The organism is Vibrio caribbeanicus ATCC BAA-2122 (genome assembly GCF_000165125.1).
Taxonomy (GTDB): Bacteria; Pseudomonadota; Gammaproteobacteria; order Enterobacterales; family Vibrionaceae; genus Vibrio; species Vibrio caribbeanicus.
This window is the reverse complement of sequence record NZ_AEIU01000002.1, coordinates 1-22,432: the sequence shown is the minus strand read 5'-3', so window position 1 is coordinate 22,432 and position 22,432 is coordinate 1. Positions and strand designations below refer to the sequence as shown.

General features: G+C 42.0%; 17 protein-coding genes, 2 tRNA genes and 2 pseudogenes. 8 read left to right on the top strand and 13 right to left on the bottom strand.

Annotated features, from left to right (window positions below):
• Nucleotides 1–196: 196 nt before the first annotated feature.
• The gene (pyrF, locus tag RH40_RS00105; RefSeq protein ID WP_009599190.1) at nucleotides 197–1,009 is read left to right on the top strand and encodes an orotidine-5'-phosphate decarboxylase; all 813 of its coding nucleotides are present in this window, start codon (nucleotides 197–199) and stop codon (nucleotides 1,007–1,009) included.
• A 96-nt stretch (nucleotides 1,010–1,105) separates the two neighbouring features.
• On the opposite strand, the gene RH40_RS00100 is transcribed toward pyrF, so the two are convergent.
• From RH40_RS00100 to RH40_RS21270, 7 genes and pseudogenes are all read right to left on the bottom strand, one after another.
• Nucleotides 1,106–1,390, bottom strand: coding sequence for a Bor/Iss family lipoprotein (locus RH40_RS00100; RefSeq protein WP_009599189.1), 285 nt, complete (start codon nucleotides 1,388–1,390; stop codon nucleotides 1,106–1,108).
• Nucleotides 1,391–1,617: 227 nt separating this feature from the next.
• Nucleotides 1,618–1,697: transfer RNA gene (locus RH40_RS00090), tRNA-Ser, on the bottom strand.
• A 71-nt stretch (nucleotides 1,698–1,768) separates the two neighbouring features.
• Nucleotides 1,769–3,550, bottom strand: a complete 1,782-nt coding sequence (locus tag RH40_RS00085) for an AIPR family protein (RefSeq protein ID WP_009599187.1) — start codon at nucleotides 3,548–3,550, stop codon at nucleotides 1,769–1,771.
• 318 nt (nucleotides 3,551–3,868) lie between these two features.
• Nucleotides 3,869–4,156, bottom strand: a complete 288-nt coding sequence (locus tag RH40_RS00080) for a Bor family protein (RefSeq protein ID WP_009599186.1) — start codon at nucleotides 4,154–4,156, stop codon at nucleotides 3,869–3,871.
• A 230-nt stretch (nucleotides 4,157–4,386) separates the two neighbouring features.
• Nucleotides 4,387–4,474: transfer RNA gene (locus tag RH40_RS00075), tRNA-Ser, on the bottom strand.
• A gap of 215 nt (nucleotides 4,475–4,689) precedes the next feature.
• A pseudogene (locus RH40_RS00070) lies at nucleotides 4,690–6,024 on the bottom strand (PTS fructose transporter subunit IIBC); the annotation flags it as partial.
• A 134-nt stretch (nucleotides 6,025–6,158) separates the two neighbouring features.
• Nucleotides 6,159–6,552, bottom strand: a pseudogene (locus RH40_RS21270) (PTS sugar transporter subunit IIA); the annotation flags it as partial.
• A gap of 200 nt (nucleotides 6,553–6,752) precedes the next feature.
• Here RH40_RS21270 and RH40_RS00065 point away from each other — a divergent pair.
• Both RH40_RS00065 and RH40_RS00060 read left to right on the top strand, forming a co-directional pair.
• Nucleotides 6,753–7,055: a PTS fructose transporter subunit IIB gene (locus tag RH40_RS00065; protein ID WP_009599184.1), complete on the top strand. Its 303-nt coding sequence runs from the start codon at nucleotides 6,753–6,755 to the stop codon at nucleotides 7,053–7,055.
• 9 nt (nucleotides 7,056–7,064) lie between these two features.
• Nucleotides 7,065–7,844, top strand: a complete 780-nt coding sequence (locus RH40_RS00060) for a PTS sugar transporter subunit IIA (RefSeq protein ID WP_009599183.1) — start codon at nucleotides 7,065–7,067, stop codon at nucleotides 7,842–7,844.
• A 163-nt stretch (nucleotides 7,845–8,007) separates the two neighbouring features.
• On the opposite strand, the gene RH40_RS00055 is transcribed toward RH40_RS00060, so the two are convergent.
• Nucleotides 8,008–8,847 carry an AraC family transcriptional regulator gene (locus RH40_RS00055; protein ID WP_009599182.1) on the bottom strand — a complete coding sequence of 280 codons (840 nt, stop codon included), beginning with the start codon at nucleotides 8,845–8,847 and terminating at the stop codon, nucleotides 8,008–8,010.
• A gap of 377 nt (nucleotides 8,848–9,224) precedes the next feature.
• Between RH40_RS00055 and RH40_RS00050 the strand changes: the two genes are divergently transcribed.
• Nucleotides 9,225–11,123, top strand: a complete 1,899-nt coding sequence (locus tag RH40_RS00050; protein WP_009599181.1) for a PTS fructose transporter subunit IIABC — start codon at nucleotides 9,225–9,227, stop codon at nucleotides 11,121–11,123.
• A 58-nt stretch (nucleotides 11,124–11,181) separates the two neighbouring features.
• Nucleotides 11,182–12,399, top strand: a complete 1,218-nt coding sequence (manA, locus tag RH40_RS00045; protein ID WP_009599180.1) for a mannose-6-phosphate isomerase, class I — start codon at nucleotides 11,182–11,184, stop codon at nucleotides 12,397–12,399.
• A gap of 67 nt (nucleotides 12,400–12,466) precedes the next feature.
• Here the strand turns inward: manA and sph are convergent, their stop codons facing one another.
• The 3 genes from sph to RH40_RS00030 all read right to left on the bottom strand — a co-directional run bounded on the left by sph (nucleotide 12,467) and on the right by RH40_RS00030 (nucleotide 17,741).
• Nucleotides 12,467–13,936: a sphingomyelin phosphodiesterase gene (sph, locus tag RH40_RS00040; RefSeq protein WP_009599179.1), complete on the bottom strand. Its 1,470-nt coding sequence runs from the start codon at nucleotides 13,934–13,936 to the stop codon at nucleotides 12,467–12,469.
• 291 nt (nucleotides 13,937–14,227) lie between these two features.
• Nucleotides 14,228–15,067, bottom strand: coding sequence for a winged helix-turn-helix domain-containing protein (locus tag RH40_RS19980; protein ID WP_009599178.1), 840 nt, complete (start codon nucleotides 15,065–15,067; stop codon nucleotides 14,228–14,230).
• Between the two features lie 478 nt (nucleotides 15,068–15,545).
• On the bottom strand, nucleotides 15,546–17,741 hold the full coding sequence (locus RH40_RS00030) for a hybrid sensor histidine kinase/response regulator (protein ID WP_009599177.1): 2,196 nt from the start codon (nucleotides 17,739–17,741) through the stop codon (nucleotides 15,546–15,548).
• A gap of 129 nt (nucleotides 17,742–17,870) precedes the next feature.
• Here RH40_RS00030 and RH40_RS00025 point away from each other — a divergent pair, with 129 nt between their 5' ends.
• Nucleotides 17,871–18,443, top strand: a complete 573-nt coding sequence (locus RH40_RS00025; protein ID WP_009599176.1) for a UPF0149 family protein — start codon at nucleotides 17,871–17,873, stop codon at nucleotides 18,441–18,443.
• Nucleotides 18,444–18,486: 43 nt separating this feature from the next.
• On the opposite strand, the gene RH40_RS00020 is transcribed toward RH40_RS00025, so the two are convergent.
• Both RH40_RS00020 and RH40_RS00015 read right to left on the bottom strand, forming a co-directional pair.
• Nucleotides 18,487–19,719 carry a serine protease gene (locus RH40_RS00020; protein ID WP_009599175.1) on the bottom strand — a complete coding sequence of 411 codons (1,233 nt, stop codon included), beginning with the start codon at nucleotides 19,717–19,719 and terminating at the stop codon, nucleotides 18,487–18,489.
• A gap of 461 nt (nucleotides 19,720–20,180) precedes the next feature.
• Nucleotides 20,181–21,398 (bottom strand): S1 family peptidase, encoded by a 1,218-nt coding sequence (locus tag RH40_RS00015; RefSeq protein WP_009599174.1) that lies wholly within the window; start codon nucleotides 21,396–21,398, stop codon nucleotides 20,181–20,183.
• Between the two features lie 597 nt (nucleotides 21,399–21,995).
• Here RH40_RS00015 and RH40_RS20870 point away from each other — a divergent pair.
• Nucleotides 21,996–22,151, top strand: a complete 156-nt coding sequence (locus RH40_RS20870) for a DUF5993 family protein (RefSeq protein ID WP_167317714.1) — start codon at nucleotides 21,996–21,998, stop codon at nucleotides 22,149–22,151.
• A 12-nt stretch (nucleotides 22,152–22,163) separates the two neighbouring features.
• Nucleotides 22,164–22,432, top strand: a 269-nt coding sequence (locus tag RH40_RS00010; protein WP_009599173.1) for a disulfide bond formation protein B, incomplete at its 3' end; no start/stop codon positions are given.

Below are 22,432 nucleotides of genomic sequence, written 5' to 3'. Positions count from 1 at the left end.
GCAGCGCTGTTGAAAAATAACAATATTACTTTTAAATCAATCAGTTGAGACACTTCCAGCACTGTATTTACTTCACTAAAAAAATATACTGTCACCATTTATATGAGGAACGCTCTTTCCCACTATTCATACTTTTTCCGATTAAACTGAGCTTTAACATTTCGGCTTTGCGAATATATCAACAACTTGAGGTTATATGACATTCTTAAATAAACTTGAAAATGCTTGGTCAAAAAATCAGTCACTCTTGTGTATTGGGTTAGACCCCATACAAGAAAAATTTCCTAGTCACCTAAGAGAGAACGTGGGGCAAATTTTTGATTTCAACAAGCAGGTTATAGATGCAACGCATGACTTAGTTTGTGCTTATAAACCGCAAATCGCTCACTTCGCATCAATAGGCGCTGAAAAGGAACTCGAAAAGACCATTGAATATATACAGAAAGAATATCCTCATATTCCAATCATCCTTGACGCCAAACGAGGAGATATTGGCAGTACGGCAGAGAAATATGCCCATGAAGCATTTGTTAGGTATCGAGTAGATGCCGTCACCGTAAATCCATATCTAGGTTCCGATTCAGTTGCTCCTTTCACCAGTTATAAAGACAAAGGTACGATACTGCTGTGTCGAACCTCTAATGGAGGCGCCGAGGATTTGCAAGATTTAGAAGTGGACGGTGAGGCTTTATATTTAAAAGTGGCGCGAAAGATTGGTGACGATTGGAATGAAAACAAAAATTGCTTAGCGGTGGTGGGAGCTACGTGGCCTGAGCAAATGAAAGCCATAAGACAAATACTGCCTGACACAGTTTTTCTCGTACCCGGCGTTGGCTCGCAAGGAGGAAATGTGAAAGACATGATCCTCGCTGGTAAAGACAGTAAAGGTAAGGGCCTCATCATTAGTAGCTCTCGGTCTATTCTTTACGCTTCGAATAACCATGATTTTGCAATCAAGAGTAGAGAAGTGGCGATGCAGCTAAGAGATGAGATAAATACGTATTTGTAAATGTTAGATAATTCAGGACACACATCAAATTACTTGTTTTAACAACACAAAAGCCTCCATTACGGAGGCTTTTTATGAACATACATTCAAAAGTGATTACTTACAAAATACTCGCGCATCACGTGGTGTGTAGATCCCAAACGTCACTACTCGCAGTAGACCATTGACGAAGGTGTCTTGAGTTTCGACTTTTGCCACTTTGTCAGCGCCGCCACACACACTGGCTGCGTTGATCTTTTGCTCTTGACCGATGCCGTAAACAAAGAAATGCTGAGATGTGTCTTCTTTAGCTTGGCTGCTTGAATCTGACATAACAAAAGTTTGCTGAGCACAGCCACTAACAACAAGCGCTAGGACGGCTGCAAAGATGGTTTTTTTCATATTAGTCCGCTCTATTTTTAAGGAAAGAAACCATAAAACTAGATCAATACTCACGAAAGAACACAAAGGCGGTAGGCTTATTGTTAATTTTTCGATTGTCGCCGCAAAGATAACGTCTGTAAATCTACCGTTCACTCAATGCTTACAGATAGCTATTTCGCTTGAAACCCAAGCTTGTCAGGAGATGAAAGCAAAAAAGACGTCCTAAGACGTCTTTTTTTAGAATATGGCGGTGAGTGAGAGATTCGAACTCTCGATACGTTGCCGTATACACACTTTCCAGGCGTGCTCCTTCAGCCACTCGGAAATCAAACACTTGAGTTCCTTAGATAATTAATAATACAGGTTATCACTAATATTGTCGCTAGTAGATATTCATCAAGCTTCACTCAACGATTCGAAGATATCCATCTGCTCCATTCGTTTCAACTGAATCTCCTCTGGAGATAGAGTTTTAAAATGTTCTAATATTTGCGAAGTCATTTTTTGGGATTTCAATGCTTGTTTATCTTCGATAGGTGCTCCTGAGCCATCAATAATTTCGACAGCCTTCAAAAACAACTCTTCACTCCTACTCAAGTCAAGAAGTATTTCCGAAAACCTCTTCATATATTCTTCACATTTTCTATTACTATTTAAAGGCGGGATTTTTCCGTTTTCTACTAGCATCGGTATTAACATTGTTATATAGAATTTTACTTTCCTATATTTCTTATCAATAACATTCTTCCTAAACAGTTCCTCTAATGTGTAATAGACAAGGCCAGATAGATAATAGATAGAGTAAGAATGCCCATCTTTAAATATCTCGGTACTACCCTTCTTTCCAATTCCCTTAACTAAATTACCGTAGTAAGTAGTTACAACATGGGGATTCTGATGAAACATCGATGAAAATGTTTTAATTTGAGCACTAATAGGTATGACCCGTTTCTTTACAACATTTTTATCTTTAGCATACTGCTTTGAACGTCGTTCATAGTATAGCTGGCCTTCACCAGATGTAGCAGAATAGTACAGCTCTAGGTTCTTTTGGAACTCCGACATTGCTGCCAGCTGTTCTGTCTTAACAGTTGTCTGATTATTAGTTGAGACTGTAACTCTCGATTTTAGTTCATCGTCAGCAGTAACGATAAGTCGGATAGGGATGTAAATGCCCTCTATATCATTTGATAATTGATGCTGATAAAGAACATTACTTGTTTGACAACCATTAACGATTTGATAATCCATTATTGTAAATGTAGACGAAGTTACTTTGGCATCATTTGCTACTATGGTGACACCATTATTTAATATACTAAACTCCGTTGATTTATCCTCACTAAGTGTATTTAGAATATCTTTGTTTACTGCATTACCTACACCTTGAAAATCACGGACATTATCATCAAAAACATTCTTTACATCACCATTTTCGTCAATGAGTATCGACTTAAACTCGCTCATCGGTAGAACACCAAAGTATGCTTCTTTCACACCCTCTATTTTTGGTAAGTTCGCTTTTCGCTCAAACTCAAAAGTTGCTTCATCGGGCTTATTAGCCTTTCGATACATTGCAGTAATTTCTGCTTCTCCAAGAAGCTCACTTTCAACAGAGCTAAACATCGACATATCAATTAACTGCTGTTTGAAGGTATCTCTTACCGCCGTGAGGTGTTCGTCTCCATTGAATACTCCAGAAGTAACATAATACAGTTTGACTTTAGGGTTGCTACTGAAATGTGAAGCTTTGGTATATATGTAATCTGATATTTCCAAGTTACGCTTAATATCCTCGTTAGATGGTAATGAATGCTCTTCTTTAAAAAAATCAGTTACACCCATATAAAACTTTGACATTTCTCCAGAATCAAAGCTAGGAGAAGTTTTTGATTGGACAAATATAAATTGCACGTCTAACGAGCCGTTCGCTTCTAACAAGTCATCGACTTCGGATACATCCTCTACTAAATGACCATTAGTGATTATTGCGATACCATCGATACCTGTGTCATTGCCTGCACCAACTGTTACAAGTTCAGGGTTTAACGTCTTACTATATTCACTTTGAATTATATGGAAGTTACAAAACTTCTCAAAATCAACATCCTTTCCCTTTGTAACTAGGCCCTGAGATTGAATAAACTCATCTCGTAAGCTGTTCAATATTCTGCTCATATATACTCCTGACATCTATATGAACAAAGTGACATATCCTAAAAAAAGTATCAACACAATCAATGCATTTGTGAGAACTAGCCTGCTGTTCAAAGTAATCCTATCTTTACCCCATAATTATCAGATGGAGCCTTCTAAAGCTGTCAAATAATGCTTTACCCGTCCAAAAGATAGATTTGTCATAAGGGTCATTAAATGATAGATAGAGATAATTTAGGACACACATCGAATTACCATTTACTTCCCTAGAAATTTTGGTCACACCAACAAAAAAGCCTCCATCACGGAGGCTTTTTTCATAGGAATGCAATATAAAAATTATGACTTACAAAATACTCGTGCATCACGTGGTGTGTAAATGCCAAACGTTACTACTCGCAGTAGACCATTGACAAAGGTGTCTTGAGTTTCGACTTTTGCCACTTTGTCAGCGCCGCCACAAACACTCGCTGCGTTGATCTCTTTCTCTTGGCCAATACCATAAACAAAGAAGTTCTGAGACGTCTCTTCTTTAATTTGATTGTTTGCATCTGACATAACAAAAGTTTGCTGAGCACAGCCACTAACAACAAGCGCTAGAACAGCTGCAGAGATAATTTTTTTCATATTGGTACTCTCTATCTACAGGGAAAAGAAAACATAAGGCTACATCAATAATTACGAAAGAACATACCGGTATTGTATTTAATTTGTATTTATTGATTGTGACCGCAAAGATAAAAGCAAGAAAAACAGAAATTTAACTTAATGTTCACAGGTGGTCGTTTGGCTTTTACATGAATCAGTAATACTTTAAAAAACAAAAAAGACGTCCTAAGACGTCTTTTTTTAGAATATGGCGGTGAGTGAGAGATTCGAACTCTCGATACGTTGCCGTATACACACTTTCCAGGCGTGCTCCTTCAGCCACTCGGACAACTCACCAAATTTTGAGTTGGTATTGCTAACCAACGAGGCGCTAATTTAATGATTCTAGAGGGTTAGGTCAAGAGCAAAAGTGAAAAAAAGCCGTGCTTTAATACTGATTGGCTATTTACTGGCTAATTCGTCTATCAATACATCAATTTAGCCTTAAAAAAGATAAAAAAAAGACCCCGGTAACCACGGGGTCTGCATCATAGCCGGGGGACTATGAAAAATCATCGTCCAGTATGAAGAAGCTCAACCGCATTGATAATGGCATCTTTGGTTGAGACATCGACCACCTTCAGGGTCAAAAATCGCTCTGGCGCTTCAATCGCAACGTCATGAGCAAAGATCACAAACTTGGCGTTCTGGACATCTTTAGCGGTGATCCGGTTGGTTATCCCGTTTGCACCCTGTGTTTCTACTTTTATTTTGATGCCCATGGTGTACGCCGCCTTTTCCAGCGACTTCGCTGCTAGGAAAGTGTGCGCAACACCGGATGGACAAGAGGTCACCGCAAGTACTTCAGCGCACCCCTCTTGTTCAACAGAATGATATGCATTAATCGCGGCATCCGACTCTTCTTCAATCACGCGTTTTAAGCTAAGTACAATCAGAGCGGTGGTCAAAGCACCCGCTAACGTCCCTACGATATAGCCCAGCTTACCGTCAACAACTGGTAGAACAATCCAACCGCCCCAAGGCGCGTGATTGAGCACCTGAAACATAAAGCCCACCACATTACCCACGACCCCACCAGCAACGATGGCAGGCAGAACACGTGCTGGGTCGGCAGCAGCAAAGGGGATCGCACCTTCACTGATACCAATCATGCCCATTAGCCCCGCTGCTTTACCGGCTTCGCGCTCTTCTGGTTTAAACTTTTTCGGTGACAACCAAGTTGCCAACGCAAGGCCAAGTGGCGGTGTACAAATGGCGATCCCAACTCCGCCCATCAACCATGGCTGTGTGTTAACCTGAGTTTGGGCAAATAAAGTGGCGACCTTGTTAACCGGACCACCCATATCAAATGCCGTCATTGCACCCAGTAGAGCACCCAGTGCGACCTTGCCTGAATTTGCCATGCCGGCCAACGTCTCATTCAGACCATTCATGGCCAATGCAATCGGGTCGCCTATCAACCACATTACCGCACCACAAGTAATAAAGGTGCCAAGCAACGGGTACAAAAAAATCGAGCCCAAAGAATGCATACCCTCTGGTATTGGGATTTTCTTGAGTGCTTTTACCGTGTACCCTGCCAAAAAACCCACCAAAATTGCGCCCAAAAACCCGGTGTGATACTGGGTAACAGAGATCCAAGCACCAATCATACCCGGTGCAAGACCAGGCTTGTCTGCAATTGAGTAGGCAATATAACCGCCCAGTATTGCAGTAAACAAAGTCAGCCCAGCTATACCCATGGTGGCAATATCCGCCAGAATGCCCGTGGGGGGAACAGCCCCCTGACCAGATAACATGATCGATAAAGCCAGTAACACGCCGCCAGCCACCACAAAGGGAATCATATGCGAAGTCCCAAACAAAAGGTGCTCGCGCCCTTGCGCCATACGCAATTTCCAGCCACTCAGTCTTTCTGAACTCGGGGTTTGCGTATAGTCTTGTAGGGTATACACTGGCTCACGCTTTTTCGTAGTAAAAAGTTGATAAAGTTCCTTTTCACTCTTTGCCGCGAGCATTTTATCCACAAAACCGCTTTGGACTAACTTAGTTGAAAGCTGGGCCAGAACTTCAATATGATGTTGATCATCTTGAACCGGCGATGCCAACATAAAAAATACGTTGGAGAGGTTGCCGTCTTCCGCGTCATAATCAATGCCAGTTCGACTAATCCCTATTACCACCGCTGGCTCAAATACTGCGCTGCTCTTAGCATGTGGTATGGCAATACCATCTTCAAACCCTGTTGTCTCAATTTGCTCTCTTTGCCAAACATCGGCCAGAAATTGCTCTTTATCGATCAACTTTCCTGCTTGGTCTAATTTATCAACCAGCTCTTTTAAAACGTCATCCTTGTTCTTGGCCTTAAGGTCTAAACACAAAAGGCCGGGCTCAATTAGTTGAGTGATTTCCATTGCTGCAACCCTGAATTACCAGCGCTGACTCTCAGATTAGCCAGCATTCAATTTATCTAATAGTAGAGGAAAAAAACAATCGCTATACTATTGTACCACGTGCAAAAAATTGTGATGTACATCGTTCAATTAGAAGTGTAATTTACATTTTTTCGACAAACGTTATGTTAGTATCCGCAAAAAATAAACCGAGATATCCTGTGAAGATTGTTGCTGTAACCGCCTGTCCGACTGGCATTGCACATACTTACATGGCCGCTGATGCTTTAGTCAAAGCCGCAGCGAAACATAAAGTGCACATAAAAGTAGAAACACAAGGAGCAATGGGAATTGAAAACCTGCTTTCTGAACGTGAAATCGAAAATGCAGATAGAGTTCTCATCGTTTCTGATATTGAGATAGAATCACCAGAGCGTTTTAATCGTGTTGAGGTTGTACGTTTGCCGATAGAAGAGGTGTTGAGAAACGTTGATAAGGTTTTTATTCGCCACGCTCGTGGCTAATGTGGTGATATGAACGAGTATCAAATCAGCTTTTTAGTCGATAATACTCTCAGCCGATCCCGTATTGGTAAGCCCTTGCGTTATTTGGCCAAGAAATTCAAATGTTCACTGCGTATTATTAATATTACTCAGAATCGATCCGCACCATTGAATAACTCAATGGCAGTAATGCAAGTGGGGTTGATTAAGGGGGACTTGTGCCAGATTGCTGCAATAGGCATTGATGCTGAACTGGCTTGTTTCGTTCTTAAAGCCGTCATCTCAGAGCACTACACTGTCATCGGCCCTCAAATCGCCCACCACTGCTCTAATGATATTGGCAAACGTTTACCTCAACTTGCTACCCCATGCCATTCTTGTTGGTACTACGCCAAAGCCCATACTGTGCTGACTAAATTTGAGTGCCTCAAGGGATTAGCACAGCTCATCTACCCTGAATGTACCGATGAGTTACTGCTGGCTTTTGTTAAACGTGAAGAGCGCTCTTCCACACACATTACCCAAGGCATCGCCATGCCTCATGTTATGTTCGCCCCTATTGATTGGGTCGCTGTCGGTGTCATTCGCAGCGATACGCCGATAGATTGGGATTCTCCACTCGGTGGTGTACATCTCGCTATCGCACTGGTGCTGCCTACCAATCCAAGTCGTGAACAAATCATTACAGCCACTAACCTAACTCGCAACATGCTCGCTGAGCCTATTGCAGAGAGGCTGCTTTCCACTCGTAATCGTATCGATTTGCAGGCACTTTTAATGTACGCTTCGGTAGATTTAATCCCTCGCTAAGCCGCACCAAAAATATCCGCCCACAAAGTGTTCGAGCATGATACTCACTGATACCACGAAAAAGTCATCGCTACGCTATCTATCAGATCATATCAAAAGGCTGCGCACTCGCGTCCCTGTGGGCTCTGCGAGTGCTATTGTATGTGTTTAAGCTAAATTCGCTTTAAGCAGCACTACGATAGTCCGTTGGCGTGCTGCCTGTACGCTGTTTAAACACGCGACAGAAATAGTTCACATCATTGAAACCACAACGCTGGGATACTTCTGTGAGCTTAAAATTGTATTTCTTTAACATAAACTTCGCACGATCGATACGTACCCAAGTAATGTAGTCCGCTAAGGTCATGTGACCTTGTTGTCGGAATAGACGCGAAAGGTGATTCGGAGAGACGCTAAATCGCTCTGCAATGCTATCGCGAGTTATGGTCCGGTGGAAGTTCTCTTGGATGTAAATACAGATGCCTTGGTACAAGTCTTGGACTCGACTGTGAGACTTTTCTGTAGGCGCTTCGAGAATAGAGATACTGTATTGCAATAACGCTTGCAGTAGTAACTCATCCATTGGTTTTTTAGTTTGCTCTCTTGCCAATGAATTCAATGCACCGAGAATGTTATCAATCGCAAAGCCTGAACGAGTTTGAATACTAAATTTTTGTACATCGAAAAACTCGGTATCATCAGCGCGCTTACTTACCAAGCTTAAGCCTAATTGACGTTTACCAAATAACATACTTAAAACAGAGCATTGCGTATCCCACTTGGGTTTATTCCAAGAGTTAGGGGGGATAAATATTGCATCACCTGGTTTAGCGACAAACTCGGTCACTTTACGCTCATGGTTTTCCATTTCATTAATGTATTCGCCCTCCAGAACCAATTCCAAACGAGGAAAATTTACTTGGTAACTGCAAGGTGGTGGTGCATGAAAATCACCAGCAAATAATACTCGATGCGAGGAGTCTCGCTCAGCAAGAATCGTAGAGAGTAAGTCGTGAAAAACCATCTTGAACTCTTATAAGTTATTTCGTTAGCGCATACATATACAGATAACTATTAAATTTCTCTATTAGCTTTAGTCAATATTGGTGAAAATGGATACAATAATCCAGCTAATGCAACGAATTTATAGTCTCAATGGATGCTATACACTCTCGCTAATTTTATATTTATTGTTTATATCCGACTTTTATCTGATTTAAGTCGGTGTTTTGATGCATATATACTCACGTTAATAAGTCATCCGACCTGATGTGGGATCAAAATCACACTAAATTGAGGCAGCAACAATCGTCTAGTAAATGCATTTTATCTTCACTACAGAGAGACAGATAAGCCTTCCACAATAGTCCTGGTCAAGCACAAAGCTAACTGGGGAAACTAATGATCAACGGTCTTATCAATCAAGATCTAATAAAACTTTCACTCGATGCCAATTCCAAACACGAAGTGTTTAAGGAAATGATCGAGATTTTGTACCAACAGGGACGAATTTCTGATAAAGAACGCTTCTTAAGCGATATTTTGGCTAGAGAAGCCCAAGGTAATACTGGCTTTGAAGAGGGCATTGCCCTTCCCCACGCCAAGAGCTCGGCTGTGATCGAACCAGCCATTGTAATCGGTGTTCATAAACAAGGTATCGATTACGGAGCTGAAGATGGAGAGCCTTCCAAACTTTTCTTTATGATCGCCTCACCCGATGGCGGCGACAACCACCATATTGAAGTGCTCGCCCAATTATCCTCCAAGTTAATCGAAGACGGCTTTATTCATCAGTTTATGTCAGCGGAGAACCCTGAAAAGGCGCTTGAACTTCTGCTTACCAAACCTACGATTGCCGTCGAAGAGGAAGTCACCCAAGCCAAAGGGTTTATTATCGGAGTCACTGGCTGCCCTGCTGGCGTCGCTCACACTTACCTTGCCGCTGAAGCTCTTGAAAAATCAGCAAGCAAGCTAGGTTATGATATCAAAGTAGAGACCAATGGCTCGATTGGGATTAAAAATAGCCCAACCGACAAGGAAATTGCTCGCGCAGATGCCGTTATCATCGCTGCAGATAAGCAAGTTGATATTGCACGTTTTTCTGGAAAGCGTCTCATCAAAACCAACGTTAAAGCGCCTATTCGTGATGCTCAAGGGCTCATAAAGCAAGCGCTTGATGCCCCAGTTTATCAACCATCCGTTACTAAAGAATCGAGCGAGAGCTCCATTTCTGATGCACGTTCGAATTTATACCGCTATCTAATGAACGGTGTGTCACACATGATCCCTTTCGTTGTCACTGGGGGATTACTCATTGCTTTAGCCTTAGCCATCGGTGGGCAGCCAAGTGATGCAGGAATGGTCATTCCACAAGGCAGCATCTGGAATCAGATCCTTGAAGTCGGCGTCGTGGCATTTACTCTCATGATCCCGATACTAGCAGGTTACATTGCTTATGCGATTGCTGATAGGCCTGCTCTTGCTCCGGGGTTAATCGGTGGTTGGATTGCCAATAACGGTAGCTTTTATAGTGCGGAAGCAGGGACCGGGTTTATTGGTGCCATCATTGCCGGTTTATTGGTGGGTTATTTCGTCAAAGGCGTAACGTCATTGAACTATCACAAGTTCATACGTCCATTGGTTCCCATCATGATCGCTCCGATTACAGGGGCGCTATTTATTGCCAGCCTATTTATTTTCGTTATCGGCGCGCCTATCGCTGATCTTATGACTGGCCTCAACGCTCTACTTACCAGCATGAGCACAGGCAATGTTGTTCTACTTGGTATCGCACTCGGAGGTATGGCTGGGTTCGATATGGGAGGTCCATTTAATAAAGTCGCATTTTTATTTTCGGTGGGCATGATTGCAAGTGGACAGACTCAGTTCATGGGAGCTATGGCCTGTGCTATTCCTGTTGCCCCGCTAGGAATGTCAATTGCGACCATGATTGGTCGACGCTGGGACTTGTTTGAGTCCTCTGAAATCGAAACTGGTAAAGCTGCAGGTGCCATGGGACTAGTTGGTATTTCAGAAGGTGCCATCCCATTTGCCGCACAAGACCCACTATCTGTGATCCCTGCCAATGTACTCGGCTCTATGGTTGCCGCAGTGATGGCATTCTCATTTGGTATCACTAATACCGTTGCACACGGTGGTCCCGTGGTGGCTTTGTTAGGTGCCATGAACCTACCATTACTTGCCCTGTTCTCTATGGCAACAGGCGCTGTAGTGACCGCACTAACTTGCCTAATTATCAAGCAGTTACGTAAATCCAATCTCACAACGGCTACTGCATAATCTCACCCAACCACTTGAGCAGTTCGCACTGCTCAAGTCTTATCTAATGGTAATTTTGATGTCTGATTATTCTTTCGCTACCGATGTTCTTACGTCACGCACATTTTTCCCTATGACAAATGTCATTCAGCCCTATTCGTGGGGAAGTCGTCATTCACTCAAGACGTTATTCAACATATCCAATCCTGAATGCGCCCCACAAGCAGAGCTCTGGATGGGCACCCATCCCAATGGCGGGTCAACCATTTCATTGTCTGGGCAAAGCACGTTGTTGTACGACGTAATATCACAAGACCCAGAACTATTCTTAAATCCAACTATTGCTCAAAAATTCGGTGAGTTGCCATTTTTATTTAAAGTTCTTGCGGCAGAAAAAGCTCTTTCGATCCAAGTTCATCCGAATAAAGCACAAGCAGAAAAAGGCTTTCTAGAAGAAGAAAAGCTAGCCATTCCTATCGATGACAATAAACGCAACTATAAGGACGCCAACCATAAGCCCGAATTGATTTATGCGTTAACTGATTATCAGGCAATGAACGGATTTCGACCCATTGAGGAAATTTTGCGCTTTTTCACCTCGCTCGATATCCCTGAATTACGCCATTTAGTCAATGGGTTAGTCACCGAACCAAGCAAAGAAGGCTTAAAGCAATTTTTCTCTAGTCTTCTCTCTTTGCACGGTGAGCAAAAAGAGATGTCGCTTGTCATGCTCATGGTTTATGCCTCTTTATCTGAGGACCCAACCTTTAAACTTATTGAAGAGCTTGAAAAAGAATACCCTAACGATCTTGGTTTATTTGCCCCCCTAATGCTCAATGTCGTAACGCTCAGCCCAGGACAAGCTATGTATCTTGATGCGCAGACACCACACGCCTACATCAGAGGTACGGGACTTGAAATCATGGCGAATTCTGACAACGTATTAAGAGCAGGGTTGACCAGCAAACACATTGATGTTGACGAGTTGGTTTCCTGCACTCGTTTTGATGAGCTTCCCACCAACAAATTGATCATTGAGCCAAGCGAGGAAGATGGTGCTTTGCACTTTCCCATACCAGTCAGCGACTTTAAATTTTCTATTCTCCTAAGCAGCCATATGCGTGAAGTGGTCAGTGCAGGCGCCGAAATATTACTGCCGCTGGATAATCATCTGGTATTGATGCATGAAAATGGGGAGACCTGCTCTGTTGCAAAAGGACAATCTGTTTTCATTCCAGCTTTTGCAAAACGTTATGTACTGATTTCTTCAGGACGAGTAGCAAGAGCTTACTGTTAATATCTTGGTGCTACGCTATCGTTAAAATAAAGCCACCCATATGGGTGGCTTTATAATCAATGCAAGGTTAATTATAACGTAGAAAGCGTGACCAATCTGTGTATTGTAACTCCGGCATCTTTAGGTAAAACACGTCATTGTCGCTCGCGGGCTCGGAATGTGACACCAACTCACCATTGTTAGGGGCAAGGTATTCATCCTTACCAAATAGTGCGTGATCAAACAGCACCACCTCATCTCCGTTTTGAATACACGTATCTGCAGGTTTTTCTCTGCGAATTTTTAAGAAATGTGAGGCATTTTTATGATCGGTGTAATAGCGATCCTTTCTCCAATTCCAATAGAAATTTGAAAACTCATCAGTTCTCGATACGCGTACGTAATCACCATCATATAGACAGAAAGCACTGTTAAGCGTCCAAGAGTCCAGCTTAAAGAAAGATTGTTCACTGCCGCCCTCGCTATCGACCTTTAGCCAGCCTTCTCTATCATCAATCGCAGCAGAGATAAACTTGTTACTTGCTGCATGCTGAAATTGAATGCGATCGTAAGGTTGGTTGTCAGCACGAAAGCTGCGTGTTGGGGTGGTTTCATCGGCAAATTCAAAAGCGACAACTGGATAATGGTCGGAATACTCATACATATAATAGCTTTCAAAGGTTCCGAATATCTCAAGACGAGGTGACACCACATCCCAAACCTGATTATGCCAATATCGTGGTTGCTTGTGGTCTTTTTCAACAAAGATGTAATCCAAGAGCTGCCCTTTCAAATCTGGATAATTTGCATGTACTAAGGCGTTAGAGGATGGATCCCAAGAATAATCAGCACCGGCATAGCTATCTGGCTCATTAACGTTAAGTGTCTCCAGCATAGATCGATACTCGGGAGAAGCTTTCATGACATTTAAATCCCCCAGAATAATGATCATTTCATCGTTCGGGATATCCTTTTGGTTAATGTAATCACGTATGGTCTCAAACTGGCTTTTGCGAATCGCTACGTCGTCGCCTTTGCAGGCATTATCTTCAGCTTGAACATGGGTTGCGATAAAATGGAAGCGCTGATTTGACTTTTCGATGACCGCATGGATAAAGCCTTTCTGAGACAACCAATCAGCCCCACAAGCTTGTTGGTAAATCACTTGAGTCTGAGATTTGATCGGGTGTCGGCTCACTAAAGCAACACCACCATCTTCTGGCTTATAGCCCATCCATCCTTGAGTATCATCCCAACCAGATTTTTCACGTCCAAGCACTGGCGTTTGATAGGGAAACTCCTCTTTTAAACCGTCGAGCAAGACATTACTTGATGCGTTATCGAATATCTCATTAAATACAACCACTTCCATTGAATCAAATAGGTTTGAGTTAACGAGATTTTGTGCTCTTTGCAACTGCTTTCTACCGGGATTTATCGTGTTTTCGAGCATATAAACGTTATAGTTCATAGTCTTAGGTACAGCGACTTCCGCATTTGCTGGCGCATTCACGCTTAGGAAGATCACACCAAGGAAAAAAAGTGCATTACTTTTCATATTGCGGCCCCACTAATGATTAATACATCATCAACTTCTCACCACAATAAAAAGTGAACAAGGTGAAATTTATTAAAATATCACTTTGCTCTAATTAAACCGTCTTCCATCTTGATCTTTTTTTTAATAGAACTAATAATAGTGCTTTTACTCAATACCTGGCCACCCAGATTTCCTGATTCGTGCTTTGAAAAAGGAGCCATTCAACACATCTAGATGGTAAGTTGATACTCTTATGTAGCCGCCCACACAAACATTGAGTTCATGATCGATACCGTATCCTCATTACGTTCAATGAGCTGATTTTAGGTCTTGCGCTTTAATTTCGTTTGAATACAGCAGATATTGTCTTATCTCATCTTTAATATGGCGTACAACAAACTTTTTATCGTCGTTTCCACTCAGTAGAAATACTTTGTTAAGTGGCTCCTGTCCTTTTCTGAGGATCACTATTGATACTACCCTTTGAGTTCTTGAGATAATGTATTTAATGTCTTTCTGTCGGCCAAATAACTCTTTATTAAATCTCGAGAGTTTTTCTGCGATCCGCTCTCCCTCTTTTACATCGTTCCAATAAAGACTAAAAAATTCAGACTCAAAGACTTTGTAAATAGTTGCAGATGGGTAACGCTCTGATTGGTGCAAATACCAGTACGGAAATACCACTAAAATGAAAACAAACACACCACATAGAGAATAATTTAAACGGTTGAAATCACCAACTGAGCGAGACGCTCCACTTTTAGCTTTCATTGCTACTAGAACATCAGGCTCGCCCAATTTTGTAACGTAACGCTTCTCTATCTCAGGATCCTCAATATAGGAAACAGCACTCGATTCCAGTTTATAACCTACCCTAGCAATGGTTTTTAAATACTTCTGTTCTTTACCATTATCTTCTAAGAGGTTTCTAATATTGCGAACAGACTGAACTAATGAGCCTTCGGAGACTAACTTTCCCGGCCAAGCTTTTTCCAATAAGTCGTCTTTAGTGACTATATTCCCTAAGTTATTACATAGGATCATCAGAACTAAATAGTCATGAGTACCGATGCGTTTTTCTTCTTTGCTCTTGTAATTGAACGCCACAGGATAATTTGGGCTAATAACCCAATTGTTCACTTTATACATTTTATACCCGAGTAACCTCAATATGCTAAGTTCAGCGAGAATGGCTAGGAGGTGATATACCCAAATAAAAGTAAGGACTTTAGATATAAAAGCATGATATATCCAAGCAACCTCTCGATGCTAGGTTTAGTGAGAATGGCTTGCTTTGCAGGCAAGGCAACTATTTCTTCGTTAAACAACTTGAAAAGAGCCCATCATTCCACTGCATCATTGCCCTTGAACTCAGCACTGTGGCATCGCTCTAAATCCTTCATTTTCAAGTCACTTGGGTATAAATAAGACTACTTCAATATTTCGTTATGTCCTGAATCTTATGGTTGAATAATAAATTAGATTAATCAATAGCCGCTAGATAAAAAGACATAAAAAACTGAATGAAAAAAGATGATTTCAGTTTTTTTCATTCCTAAATCACGATTAAAAATAAATAAGTTTTACAGAGCTTGCTTGATTAACTCACTACCTCGCATTCACCCAACTATTGAAGGTTCGCAAGAAGATCTGGCTTAAATTGGTACAATTTCTCAGTGTAGTTAATGAGGACATCATCCAACTCAGTTTCATCGATTGGCTTTGAGATAATATGGTCAACACCAGCATCAATCATACGCTCTCGTGTATCCTGAAAGACATCTGCTGTACAACCAAAAATTAACATTCCCGCTTTGTTTTTTGCCAGCTTACGAATAGCCGTTGTTGCCTCAGCTCCATCCATCACCGGCATATGATTGTCCATCAGAATTAAATCATAGTCTTGAGATATTGCGGCCTTAACCGCCAATTCACCATTCTCGACACAATCACAAGCGAAGCCTTTATTTTTAAGAAATGTATTGAGAATTATCGCGTTGGTTCTATTGTCTTCCACAATAAGGGCATTTAGGCCATTGTAATCATGCTTGTGATGCATCGCCATTTCAGTGAAAACGGGCTCGCTTATCTCAACGGCAAAACTTATCTCAAAACACGAACCAATACCGACTTCGCTAGTTAATTGAATTTTTCCACCCATTAACTCACAAAGCTGGTTGACGATCGCTAGACCAAGGCCTGTACCACCAAATCTGCGAGTTGTTGAGGACTCAGCTTGCTCAAACGGCTTAAACACTTTTTCTCTGGCTTCTTTCGGAATACCGATACCAGTATCTCGAACTCTTAGGCGCAAGTATGTCTGGTCATCGATAATCTCTTCGGTAAACGACACCTCAACATACCCGCGTGAAGTAAATTTCACCGCGTTATTGAGCAGATTGAAAAGTATTTGACGAAGACGAGCTTTATCGAAACGATACCAACGCTCAATAGGCACATCAGAGTAAACCTTAAACTGTAAGCCTTTCTCACAGCAAAGTGTATTGTATACACTGTTGATACTCCCGAGTACCGACTCGAGTGGGAAGGGTTTATGCTCAAGCTCCAGATGTCCTTGCTCAACTTTTGAAAAATCGAGGATTTCGTTAAGCAAAGTCATCATATGTTCGCCGGAGTCGATCAGTGTTTTTAAATATTTTCTCTGCTCGTCTGTCATCTCCGTTTTTTGCAATATCTGAGCTGTTCCTAAGACGCCATTCATTGGGGTACGGATCTCGTGCGACAAAACCGCTAAAAACGCACTTTTTGCTTTAGTCGAAGCTTGTGCCTTAACTTTCTCTTCTTCTAAAAAGACAGTTTTTTGATTAAACGAGTCAATCAAATATTTAATTTCATCTTCACTTTGATAACGAACTTTGATCTCCCCCCCTTCCATCGTCTCATCTACACGCCGAGCGATAACAATAATAGGTGAAATCAAAAATCGATTAATCAGCATGTATCCGAGCATCACGCAAGCAAGCATGATAGGTACGATTACCGCCTCAACATTGAGCACTAAATCGTAAACTTGCTCTTTTACTAGACGCTTTGCATTAACAACATCCACAGTCCAATTGAAGTCACCAAATTGATTTTTACTAATGTAGATGTCCTCAACAAGCTGAAAATTATGCTCGGTTATCACATCGCCATAACCATCGCGCAAGATCACCCCGAGATCATGTTGTTCAGCATGCACTCGAACAAAAGCGACTAAACTCTCAAGTGAAATATCAACCGTAGCAACACCAGCAAATCGATCATTGACGTAGTAAGGGGAGGAAGCTGTGATCATCTGAACGTGAGTGAATGGGTCAATATAGACTGAAGACCAAGAAACGGTCCCCACAGGGGCATCAATCACCGAGGTATACCACGCTTCTTTATCATAGCCTCCAGATGCTGGGTTATCCCATGAGTAGACACGATCAACAGCACCGTCTGCGGCACGATTGAAAAAAATACTCTGAAAAGGAACAGTGTCACTAATAGTGTAAGGAACTGGCCAAAGGCCACCACTCACTGTCACACCATCGATAAGGCCAAACAAACTTGCAAGCATTATGGCTTGTCGCTCTTGCGGCTCGTCGATGCTGCCTATGCTCACCACACTTTGAAGAATACCAAGCGAACCATTAATGGGCTCTCGTATTTCCGTTGATATTAACTCAGTACGAGCATCGAGATTTTTCTCCAATTGCGTTCGAGTAGGCGGCTCTACAACTAAGTAACTTACCGTGCCAATAAGAGACACTGCCATAGCTAAATAGATCGCCAGCGCAAATATGCTCTTTTTCTTGAGTGATGAACGTATATCCATGACGCCCTAGAATTCGACTGTTTATCCAAAATTATAGCGAAGATATCGTAGTAGCAACCTTTTTATATCAACGATTGGCTGTTACCATATTCCAATCAATATTTCTCTGAAAGATAAAGGATGTCTACTGTGACACTAACCGAAGTTCTCGCATTGCCCGAATTACAAGGCAAACTCGTCAATGAACCCAAGACACACGGATTCGTGACCGCGATGGCCGCAGCGCCCCATGAACTTTCTCCTCAAGAATGGCTACCATTTTTATGGGGAGGAGAAGAAGTGGCTCCTTTTGGCGACGGTGAATTACTCGAAACCTATATCGAACATATTATTGCGATCTGGAACGAATATCGACCAGCACTTCTTGAGAATCGCTGGCAGTGGCCGCAAAGCTGCTCACTCGATGAACAAGATATCGTTAATGAGGCAACGAGAGAGTTTTGTGAAGGTATGTTACAAGGTTGGAACTTAGCAAGGGATGATTGGGAAACCGTGATGCCAGAAGATAGTGAAGACAACGCACTTCTCGGTGGTGTGCTCCTCTCTATCAGTATGCTCTATGATCCGGCCACTTCAATTGCCACGCTTGCAGAACAAGGTATCGAGGGTCTCGAACAGTTCGAGGAGATTTATAACGCTATGCCCACCATGTTGTGCGGGTTATCCATTCGTGGTGCCCTGATAGTCGAAAACGGGCAATAAAATGAAAAGCGGCCCTACGGCCGCTTTTCGTCTATCTCAAAGCTTACTTAAAGCGTCTGGTAAAAAACGCCAATACAGAGAGGATCACAAATCCTAGCGAAGTTGATCCACCACTATCCCCACCTCTAGGCCAAGATATATCATTACTAGGCCAAGATAGTGCTTCTTTATACTTGGCATCTCGAACTGCCATATCGAGGTCTATCATTTTAGCTCCATGTTGAGCACGGATAGTGATCGGAGCACCTTTTTTATCGGTAATCGCCACTCCAGCATCCACGTGAATATCAAATGAACACTCTGTTCCTGCTGGAATAACCCCAACACAACTATTATTGCTCACCGTAATACCATTGGCATAAACGGCGCCTCTTATATCCAGTTCATCCCGGCTGTCATTTTTGATTGGCACGTTAAAATGATACACACCAGTGCGCGAATCAGCCAAGAGGAATTGTGAGTAATTTATTCCCGAAGAGTGACCATCAATCCAATCTCCAAGCTCAACTGTATTGGTGTAAACACCGTACTTACCGGGCTGTGCACACCCGACACCCCAGCTCACAACCCCAACTTGCTTTCCATCTTGGTTGACGATAGGCCCCCCACTATCACCTTGACATGAATCTTTTCCACCAGATCGCAGGCCAGCACAGAATGACGAATCATCAACATCGAGATAGCTACCACCAGCTGCCTGACAGGTAAGCGTGTCAACAAAAGGCACCTTCACTTCTTTCAGGATCGTTGGAGTTTGCTTTGTAACTTCATCAATGACTCCCCACCCAGCTACTGATAAATTAGCGTTAGGTACGAACGCATAAGGCTTAGTTTGAAGCTCTACACGTGAACCTGAGAACGAGTTTTCGAGTTCAATGATCGCTATGTCATTGTGCATCGTTTTGCTGTTGTAGTCTTTGTGCACATAATAGGTTTTCACAGGTAACGCCTGAGTCGGATTGTCTAAATCATAAATTCCAACATAAATATCAATGTTACTCGGGTCTGCGATTTTATTGTCTTTCTGAAAGTCCAAGCAGTGTGCCGCTGTAAGGATATATTTGTCCCCCAGGAAGGAGGCCCCACAGCCTAAACCTAAGTTCACATCAACCCCACTCGGAGCTACACGCACCATGAAGGGCCAATCGCCTCTATTGGCATCGACCCCGCCGATAATTTTTGACTGAGCAGGAACTGGTTCGCTGCTTACTGCTGGGACAAAAGAAGCCACCCCCACTAGCGATAAAAGTGTCAAGAGTGTTGCTGTTTTTTTCATTTTAAAATGCTCGTTTAATTTCTTGGATAAAAGAGATAGTGAAGTAAATTGAGCAGCAAACGCGAGCTTGATCTATCGAGAAATGAAAGAAGCTGGCTAACCGGTTCCTTGGATGTTGTTTGAACAAATTTACTGAGGCGGGAATTTAAGCAGATTCGACACGGCTTATGAACTAATTAAATTAAATTTAAAGTAATATTTTTACAATAAAGTAAATTTTATCTTTTTTGAGAAATAGAAGGAGCAGAGTTAAGACTCTATTTTAAAACTCAAGTCATTGGAAGTATTGATTAATAAATAAAACAACGAATATGAAGAGAATGAACAAAGCCAAATAGATACCACTACGATGATTGTGGTAAAACGGCAGTAGAGACGAGAAAAAACGGCGATATGGTCTAATCAAGATAATTCTGGGAAGAACGCGACCCTGCGAATACAGAGTCGCTAAGAGTGTCCTGTTATTTAAAGCGTCTGGTAAATAACGCCAATACAGAGAGGAGCACAAATCCGAGTGAAGTGGAGCCGCCTCCACCACCCTTAGGCGTATTTACTGGTTCTGATCGTTTAACATTAAAAACATTGGTACCAATGACCAGTGAAGGATTTTGCTTCGTAGCACCTTCCTTAACACTCTCCATAGGAATAACGACTTTATCACTGGTGGCCAGCGCCTCACTCGCATTAACTTTAAATCTTACATTACATTTACCATTTGGAGCCACATTACAATCTAGAGATTCTTGTGTAACGCCCGACGGCAAATTAAAGTCTAAGCCTGCATAGGCTTTGGAACTAAGATTAGTAAATTCAACATCAACTTGGTGAACCCCTTCTTTAGAAGGCAAAATATGTACTTGCTGATAACTAATGTCAGACTTACTATTTTCTATCCAATCATTGAAGGCTTGAACCCTTGTATAAACGCCGTAGGCATCCGCCTTGGCACACCCGTCTCCCCAGCTGACAATACCAACCTGTTTATTCAAATCATTAATAATCGGCCCGCCACTGTCACCCTGACATGAATCTCTGCCACCCGCTGGATGACCTGCACAAAACGCAGTCCTTTCATCAATATTACTGTAATTATTTCCGAGGTTGGTACATGTGCCGTGATCGACATACGGAACCTCTACTTCTTGTAAGATATAGGGAGAGGAATTGTTATCATTAGCACGGGTTTTTCCCCAGCCAGCAACGTCAAGATCTCCTTTTATCGTGGGAGCGGCAGCAATAGTAGAGGCAGAGGCAGAGGCAGAGGCAGAGGAAATTGGCTGAACTAACTCTAAAATTGCAATATCATTCTTGAAGCGAGAAGCGTCGTATGCGGGATAGATATAAACTGCTGCAATATCAGAGTATTTGTCTGCCGTACCATTAGTCAGGTTATAGGCGCCAACATAAGCTTTAATATCACTTGGATTTTTTACGTGACCGTTTTTCTTCACTAAACAATGTGCAGCCGTTAAAATATACCGCCCACCCAGAAAACTTGCACCGCAAAAACCTGACAATGAACTCTTGTTGGCTAAAGAGACCATAAAAGGCCACTTACTTTTAACAGCATCACCACCGCCAATTATGCGTGGCTCAATTCCACTCGCAAACGCTTGAGACACAGAAACTGCGCATGTTGTTGCAAAACAACTTGCTAAAACAAACCTTTTTTTATTCATTTTTATGTAACACTTGTTAAATAATAGTGGGGATATTACAGAAATATAATAAACCAATCAATTATTCACATAATTAGTTAGCAACACATACAGCAAGGGTGACCATAGATTAGCTAACCAACCCTAACTCATTGACTTATAATTAATATTCTGTGCCTATCAAAATCAATTTTACGTAATAACGTCGTTTTAATAATCAAACTCCGCGAAATACTAAATCATCAACGTGTAGTTATACCCGCATTGCAAGGGTCTGTTGGACCTTTCAAGATAATTTTTGCAGCACATTTCGGGTTCTGTATACAAGGCAGAGCTCTCAACCTATTTCTTACTGACATTCGTGCTTTACGTTTTCGCAACCTTATCTTGTTGCTTTAAAGATTGAAGGATGGCTTAAGTCAATCTAAGGTAGTTGAGGGATAATACAAACATAAATTTATGTCCAAGAGTAGTACACAGGAAGTGACAGGCTCTCAATGCTAACAAAAGCAATACTCAAGTCGATTTACATTCATGCCTTCGGATAATTTGTTCTATCGTAGAGACAACGAACTGAATTGCTTTGGACATATCTAAACTATAGGTAAGGGTTTCCTTATGATGTCACTCATTTTTTTCATCTTATTTGCTGCAATGCTCGTAGCATTTTGCGGCAAAAAATCACTCGGATATGGTCTTTTCAGTGTTTCCGTTATCGTCGGGCTGTATTGGTTTAATCACCATGCTACTGACTCTCTTTCCATCTTGTTATAAGGAGTCTGCGGAATGAATCGTGATCATATTAACTTTTTAAACACTCTAGGTTTGCTCGGATTAACCGCTGTTCTGCTGATAGGCTTTGTGCTCCAATTTGCCCTAAATGAGCTTCCGTGTCCGCTGTGTCTGCTTCAGCGTGTCGGCTTTGCTATGGTTATGTTCGGCTTTCTGCTCAATGTTAAATATGGGCCTACGCAAAGACACTACGGCGTTATCCTTCTGGGGGCACTATTTGGAGCCGCAACCGCGCTTAGACAAATCTCCTTGCATGTGATCCC

Excerpts from the sequence above, each read along its gene's own strand:
- RH40_RS00015 (WP_009599174.1), bottom strand. The coding sequence starts at position 21,398 with ATGAATAAAAAAAGGTTTGTTTTAGCAAGTTGTTTTGCAACAACATGC.
- RH40_RS00050 (WP_009599181.1), top strand. The coding sequence starts at position 9,225 with ATGATCAACGGTCTTATCAATCAAGATCTAATAAAACTTTCACTCGAT.
- RH40_RS00020 (WP_009599175.1), bottom strand. The coding sequence starts at position 19,719 with ATGAAAAAAACAGCAACACTCTTGACACTTTTATCGCTAGTGGGGGTG.
- RH40_RS20870 (WP_167317714.1), top strand. The coding sequence starts at position 21,996 with ATGATGTCACTCATTTTTTTCATCTTATTTGCTGCAATGCTCGTAGCA.
- manA (WP_009599180.1), top strand. The coding sequence starts at position 11,182 with ATGTCTGATTATTCTTTCGCTACCGATGTTCTTACGTCACGCACATTT.
- pyrF (WP_009599190.1), top strand. The coding sequence starts at position 197 with ATGACATTCTTAAATAAACTTGAAAATGCTTGGTCAAAAAATCAGTCA.
- RH40_RS00030 (WP_009599177.1), bottom strand. The coding sequence starts at position 17,741 with ATGGATATACGTTCATCACTCAAGAAAAAGAGCATATTTGCGCTGGCG.
- RH40_RS00060 (WP_009599183.1), top strand. The coding sequence starts at position 7,065 with ATGAACGAGTATCAAATCAGCTTTTTAGTCGATAATACTCTCAGCCGA.
- sph (WP_009599179.1), bottom strand. The coding sequence starts at position 13,936 with ATGAAAAGTAATGCACTTTTTTTCCTTGGTGTGATCTTCCTAAGCGTG.
- RH40_RS19980 (WP_009599178.1), bottom strand. The coding sequence starts at position 15,067 with ATGTATAAAGTGAACAATTGGGTTATTAGCCCAAATTATCCTGTGGCG.
- RH40_RS00100 (WP_009599189.1), bottom strand. The coding sequence starts at position 1,390 with ATGAAAAAAACCATCTTTGCAGCCGTCCTAGCGCTTGTTGTTAGTGGC.
- RH40_RS00080 (WP_009599186.1), bottom strand. The coding sequence starts at position 4,156 with ATGAAAAAAATTATCTCTGCAGCTGTTCTAGCGCTTGTTGTTAGTGGC.
- RH40_RS00055 (WP_009599182.1), bottom strand. The coding sequence starts at position 8,847 with ATGGTTTTTCACGACTTACTCTCTACGATTCTTGCTGAGCGAGACTCC.
- RH40_RS00085 (WP_009599187.1), bottom strand. The coding sequence starts at position 3,550 with ATGAGCAGAATATTGAACAGCTTACGAGATGAGTTTATTCAATCTCAG.